Source organism: Saccharopolyspora sp. 6M (assembly GCF_020176775.1).
GTDB classification, from domain to species: domain Bacteria; phylum Actinomycetota; class Actinomycetes; order Mycobacteriales; family Pseudonocardiaceae; genus Saccharopolyspora_C; species Saccharopolyspora_C gregorii.
Map to the genome: position 1 here is coordinate 44,914 of NZ_JAIUJZ010000081.1, position 5,459 is coordinate 50,372.

5 protein-coding genes are annotated in these 5,459 nt (G+C 67.4%); 4 read left to right on the forward strand and 1 reads right to left on the reverse strand.

Going from position 1 to position 5,459, the window contains the following annotated elements:
* The first annotated feature begins 157 nt into the window (after positions 1-157).
* From LCD31_RS12975 to LCD31_RS12985, 3 genes are read left to right on the forward strand one after another with little or no spacing between them, the layout of a single operon-like run.
* Positions 158-1,258: a 3-deoxy-7-phosphoheptulonate synthase gene (locus tag LCD31_RS12975; RefSeq protein ID WP_224958320.1), complete on the forward strand. Its 1,101-nt coding sequence runs from the start codon at positions 158-160 to the stop codon at positions 1,256-1,258.
* Positions 1,259-1,286: 28 nt separating this feature from the next.
* Entirely contained in the window at positions 1,287-1,718 is a 432-nt protein-coding gene (arfB, locus tag LCD31_RS12980; protein ID WP_224958321.1) for an alternative ribosome rescue aminoacyl-tRNA hydrolase ArfB, read from the forward strand.
* A complete protein-coding gene (locus LCD31_RS12985; protein ID WP_224958322.1) occupies positions 1,699-2,709 on the forward strand; it encodes a patatin-like phospholipase family protein in 1,011 nt (336 codons plus the stop codon). The genes arfB and LCD31_RS12985 overlap by 20 nt, the downstream gene beginning before the upstream one ends.
* 173 nt (positions 2,710-2,882) lie before the next feature.
* On the opposite strand, the gene LCD31_RS12990 is transcribed toward LCD31_RS12985, so the two are convergent.
* On the reverse strand, positions 2,883-3,845 hold the full coding sequence (locus tag LCD31_RS12990; protein WP_224958323.1) for a hypothetical protein: 963 nt from the start codon (positions 3,843-3,845) through the stop codon (positions 2,883-2,885).
* 216 nt (positions 3,846-4,061) lie between these two features.
* Between LCD31_RS12990 and LCD31_RS12995 the strand changes: the two genes are divergently transcribed.
* Positions 4,062-5,360 carry a S1C family serine protease gene (locus tag LCD31_RS12995; RefSeq protein WP_224958324.1) on the forward strand — a complete coding sequence of 433 codons (1,299 nt, stop codon included), beginning with the start codon at positions 4,062-4,064 and terminating at the stop codon, positions 5,358-5,360.
* Positions 5,361-5,459: the final 99 nt, after the last annotated feature.

Consider the following 5,459-nt stretch of genomic DNA (forward strand, 5'->3'; position numbering starts at 1 on the left):
CCCCCAACCCCCCTTTGTTTGGGGGGGGGGGGGGGGGTTTTTTTAAAAAAACCCCGGCTCCACGCAAACTTTCCGCCCCGGGGGGCAATATTGTCCCCCTTCCTCACACCGCACGGCGATCAAATTAGGTTAGGCTTACCTGGTTATGGGAGGTGGGATGTCCGAGCACCCGTCGATCGACGTCGTGCCCATGTCCGGAGGATCCGTCGTAGCGGTCACCTCGCCGGCCGCGCTGTCGGCCGAGCTGCCGGTCGATCAGGCGGCCACGAGCAAGATCGCCGATTGGCGCAGGTCGATCGCGGAAGTGCTCGCCGGCGAAGACGACCGGGTGCTCGCCGTGGTCGGCCCCTGCTCGCTGCACGACGCCGCGGCGACGCGGCAGTACGCGAGCCGCCTGCGCGGACTCGCAGCCGAACTCAGCGACGAGCTCTTCGTGGTGATGCGCGCCTACCTGGAAAAGCCACGCACCACGGTCGGCTGGACCGGGCTGCTCGCCGACCCTGGCTTGGACGGCAGCGCCGACATCGAGACGGGATTGCGCACCTCCCGCCGATTACTGCTCGAACTCGCCGACCTGGATCTTCCGACCGCGACCGAATGGGTCAGCCCCATCGCGCCGGACTACCTCGGTGACCTGATCAGCTACGGAGCGATCGGCGCGCGAACGGTGGAAAGCCAGGTGCACCGCCAGCTGACCAGCGCGCTGCCGATGCCGATCGGCATGAAGAACGGGACCAGCGGCTCGCTGCAGGCAGCGGTCGACGCCATCGTCGCCGCCCGGCACCCGCACAGCTTCCTCGCCTCCGGGGCGGACGGCGCCGTGACCTGGGTGCGCAGCATCGGGAACCCGGCTGCGCACATCATCCTGCGTGGCGGTGCGACCGGACCCAACTACGACGCCACGTCCGTGCGGAAAGCCGTCGGCAAACTGCGCTCGGCAGGCGTGCCACCAGCAGTGGTGGTGGACGCCAGCCACGGCAACAGCGGCAAGGACCACACCAGGCAGCCGTCGGTGGTCGCCGCGGTCGGCGACCAGATCGCAAGCGGTACGGCAGCGATCCGCGGGGTGATGGTGGAGAGCTTCCTCGTCCCTGGCAGGCAGGACATCGGGGCTGCACGCCCGCTCCGGTTCGGGCAGAGCATCACCGACGCGTGCCTCGGCTGGGACGACACCGCGGCAGTGCTGCGCGACCTCGCCGCCTCGGTGCGGGCGTCGCGGCGGACGTGCGACTCCGCGAACTGGCTGCAGCTGGCCTGAACGCCGCCGGTGCGGCCATGCTGGGACGGTGCCCGAAGATCTGCGCATCACCCCCAGGCTGACCGTGCCGGCAGCCGAGTTGTCCGAACGGTTCTCGCGTTCCTCGGGGCCCGGCGGTCAACACGTCAACACCTCCGACTCCCGCGTCGAGCTCACCTTCGACCTGGCCGGCTCCAGCCTGCCCGAACGAGAACGCCACCGGGCGCTCGCCCAGCTGGAATCCCGGCTGGTCGACGGTGCCATCACCATCGCCGCATCCGAACACCGCAGCCAGCTGCTCAACCGCACCGCAGCGCGGGAACGCCTCGCACAACTGCTCGCCGACGCCGTCGCACCCGAGCCGCCGACCCGTCGCCGCACCAAACCCACAGCCGGATCACGACGTCGGCGCATCGCCGCCAAGAAGCGCCGCGGTCAGGTCAAGCAATGGCGCCGACGCGGTGACCCCGGAGACAGCTGAAGCGCTCATCCCGCAACTCCGGCTAGCCTCGACCGCACGACGAGCAGAGAGGGTGACGCTCATGCGCACAGCTTGGGTGCTTCCTGGCGGATCGACGTTCGGAGCCGTCCAAGCAGGCCTCGCCACGGCGCTGTTCGAAGCCGGCGTCGAACCCGACCTCCTAGTAGGCACCTCGGCGGGATCGCTGAACGCCGCCTGGCTCGCCGGTGACCCTTCCGGCGGCGGAGCGGAAAGCCTGCGCGCGGTGTGGAGCTCCATGCGGCGCTCCGACATCTTCCCGATCCAACCCGCGCGCATACTCGCCGGAAAGCTCGGCATCACCAACCACCTGATGACCAGCACCGGACTGGCGCGCTGGCTGCACCGAACCCTCCCGTACCGAACCTTCGAGCAAACCGCGATCCCGCTCACCGTCACCGCGACCGACGTCGACACCGGCACCGCCGTCTACTTCGACCACGGGCCGGTGCTGCCGCCGCTCGTCGCATCCTGTTCCATCCCCGGGCTTTTTCCGCCGTTCCGTGTCAACGACCGGTGGCTGGTAGACGGTGGTGTCGCGGCGTTCATGCCGATCAGCAGGGCCGTCGAGCTCGGCGCGGAACGGGTCTTCGTACTCCCGTGCGGCGGAACCGAACCGTTCGAACACCGGCCTGGAAAACGCGGCGGCCACATCGTCACCAGTCCCTCGACGCCTACGATCCCGCCCCGGTCGGTCAGCGGGGTCAGCGGCGCCGCGCTCGGAGCGGCGATGCTCAACGCGGCACGACTCGACGTGCAGCTCAACTCCACGCGATGCGAGCTGTACATCCTGCCCGCGCCCGCCACGGTGGGACTCTCGCCCTACTCGTTCGCCCACTCCGCGGCGCTCATCGAAGCCGCCTGGGATGTCGCAGCGACCTGGTATCCGCGGGCGCGTCCGGTGCCTGCGGGGGTCGTCGACAGCTCTGGGAAGCCGGAACGAGTGGGGAAGACCGCCCTGACTCCCAACTGATCTGTTTTGGAGCAAGGGAACCTTCCTGTCATCTGTGCCAGAAAGGTTCCCTTGCTCCTGCACGGATGTCGTTCGTGAGGGATTGCAGGTAGCCCGCGCGGTTTGGGCATGCGAGATGCCCGGAGGCGTCTGTTGCCCTCCGGGTAGGCGTCCGTTTTCACCTATCGTTCGGATCAAGCTCCTTCGGCGATGGCGCGGACGAGAACGTTGGGACGTGGTCTCAGAGTCGCGGCTCGATACGCTCGTCCGATGGCGGCGAGAGCCTCGTCAGGTCTCTGCATGACGTCGACGGGCAAGATCTGCACGACTGCCACGCCGTGTGCCGCGTACCGGGTGTTCCGCCGTGTCGTAGCGGCGAAATCGGCCCGCGACGAGTGGTATGCGAACGAGTCGAATTCGACGGCGAGGCCGACGTCGTCGAACCAGGCGTCGGGCATGCCGACGTAACGCCCGTCGGGATCGAACAGCGATGTGTTCCATGAGGGATCGGGCAGGTCGGCACTTTTGAGCAACTCGAAAGCTCGGAGTTCAGCGATGGAACGGACGTCGGCGGTCATCGCCCGGAGGATCTCCCGTGGCAACCCGGTTCCTCGCCGAGAGCCGTGTTCCATTTCCTCGTTGAGGGCCCGTGGCGAACATCCCGGCGCCCGTTGGATCGCTTCCACGAGCAATGCCTCCGTCGATCGGCGGGACTGCCAGGTACGGGCGGCATCCATGACGGCCCGAGGCGCGGGGGCGACCGGAATGTCGTCGATGATGACCGGTGGCGGCGGGCGCGTGGTGCGTTCGAACCTGACCAGTTCGCTGCTCTGGATCTTCTTGGTGTGCGGGATGAGGATGTGGACCGGAGCGTTCTCGTCCGGCGTTTCGAGACCGTGCATCCGTGCCGCGTGCATGCCCGTGACCATGGCGGACGGGCCGGCACGTAGTAGTGCAGCCGCTATCAGATCGTCTGCGGTGGGCGGGCCCGGCATGACCAGGACGATTCCGGGGAGCAGACGCGTCCATGGTCCGTCGGCGCGTCCCCGCCGGTAGCTGGTCGATTGCGAGACGCCGAGCCTTGCCAGTTCGGCGACGTGAAACACGCGTCGCGGAGCGGAATGCGGAGTATCCTTGCTGATCACTGTCGATGACATGTGATCACTATCGGTCATGTCGGGTGACGTGGGGGCTCGCGCATTCGTCGGTGTGTCGGCGGCACTCGCACCCCGCGAAGCAGAAGGAGCAAGGGAACCTTTCTGCTGCCCGTGACAGGAAGGTTCCCTTGCTCCGTAGTTGATCGCGGATGGGTTGAGGGCGAATCACCAGGCAACGCAAAGCTTGTTCTCAGCCTGGTGGAGCACTGTCGGCTCATGGCTGACAACGATTTCGCAGGCGCAGGGGACCGGTTCGCAGCGGACGTGCCGTCGGGAGGTGGTCGCGGCGCGACCTCGGCACCGTGGGAATCGGCTACTCCTCAAGGTCAGCAGCCGACCGGGTTCTCGAGTGAGCGGAGACCACGCCTCGGCGGTGTTTCGGCGGGCACGGTCGTCGTAGCGCTGCTCGCCGGACTCGTCGGTGGTGCTGCCGGATTCGGCGGAAGTTTGTTGCTGGGAACGTCCGGGAGCTCGGGATCGCCGGTGTTGAACCAGCACGATTCCACCGTCGGCGCGCAGGTCAGTTCGCAGAGCGGAACCGTCCAGTTCGCGGCGGAGAAGGCGTCGAAGAGCACCGTGGACATCGCGGTGTCGTCGCGTTCCGGCAGCGCGGAGGGAACGGGAGTGGTGCTGACCGCCGATGGTTACGTGTTGACGAACAACCACGTGGTGAGCAGCGGCGGAGATATTTCCGTCACCCTGCCGGATGGGAAGAAGTCGGCTGGTGAGGTCGTCGGGACGGCCCCGTCGTACGACTTGGCGGTGATCAAGCTGGCTGGTGTCGACGGGCTCACCGCAGCGGAGTTGGGCAAGTCCTCGAACCTGGCGGTCGGGCAGACCGCGGTGGCGATCGGTTCGCCGCTGGGGCTCGAAGGCACGGTCACTTCGGGCATCGTGAGTGCGCTCGACCGCACGGTGGAGGTGTCGTCGGACGACGGCCAGGCGGTCGTATACAACGGAATCCAGACGGATGCGTCGATCAACCCGGGTAATTCGGGTGGGCCGTTGGTGAATCTCGACGGGCAGGTGATCGGGATCAACTCGAGCATCCAGTCGAACACCTCGGGTGAATCCAGCGCGGGCAACATCGGGTTGGGTTTCTCGATTCCGATCGACACGGCGAGCAGGGTCGCCGGCGAGATCATCGAATCGGGGGCGGCGATGAAGCCGCAGCTCGGTGTCACGGGCACGGATGGCGAGTCCGGCAATGCCGTGATCAGCACTGTCAGCGCGGGTTCCGCGGCGGAGAAGGCGGGGCTCCGGCAGGGGGACACGATCCTGGAGGTGGACGGCAAAGCGGTCAGCGCGTTCTCGGATCTGATCGCCCAGATCGGTTCCAGCGAGCCTGGCGGGAAGGTGGTTCTCACCGTCGGCGACGCGCAGGGCGGCAATGCCCATCCGGTCGAAGTCACGTTGGGAAGCGTCCGGGACTCGGAGCCGGAGACGACCACGCAGCGCCCCGGGGTGCAGAGCCCGTACCAGTGGCCGGGCGGACAGTTCCCGTACGGCCGATGACGGAGCGAGCAAGGGAACCTTCCTGTCACCGGTGACCGGAAGGTTCCCTTTCTCTCACGGTGCGGGGTGGGTGGGGCAGTGCTTCTCCACCCCCGGCAC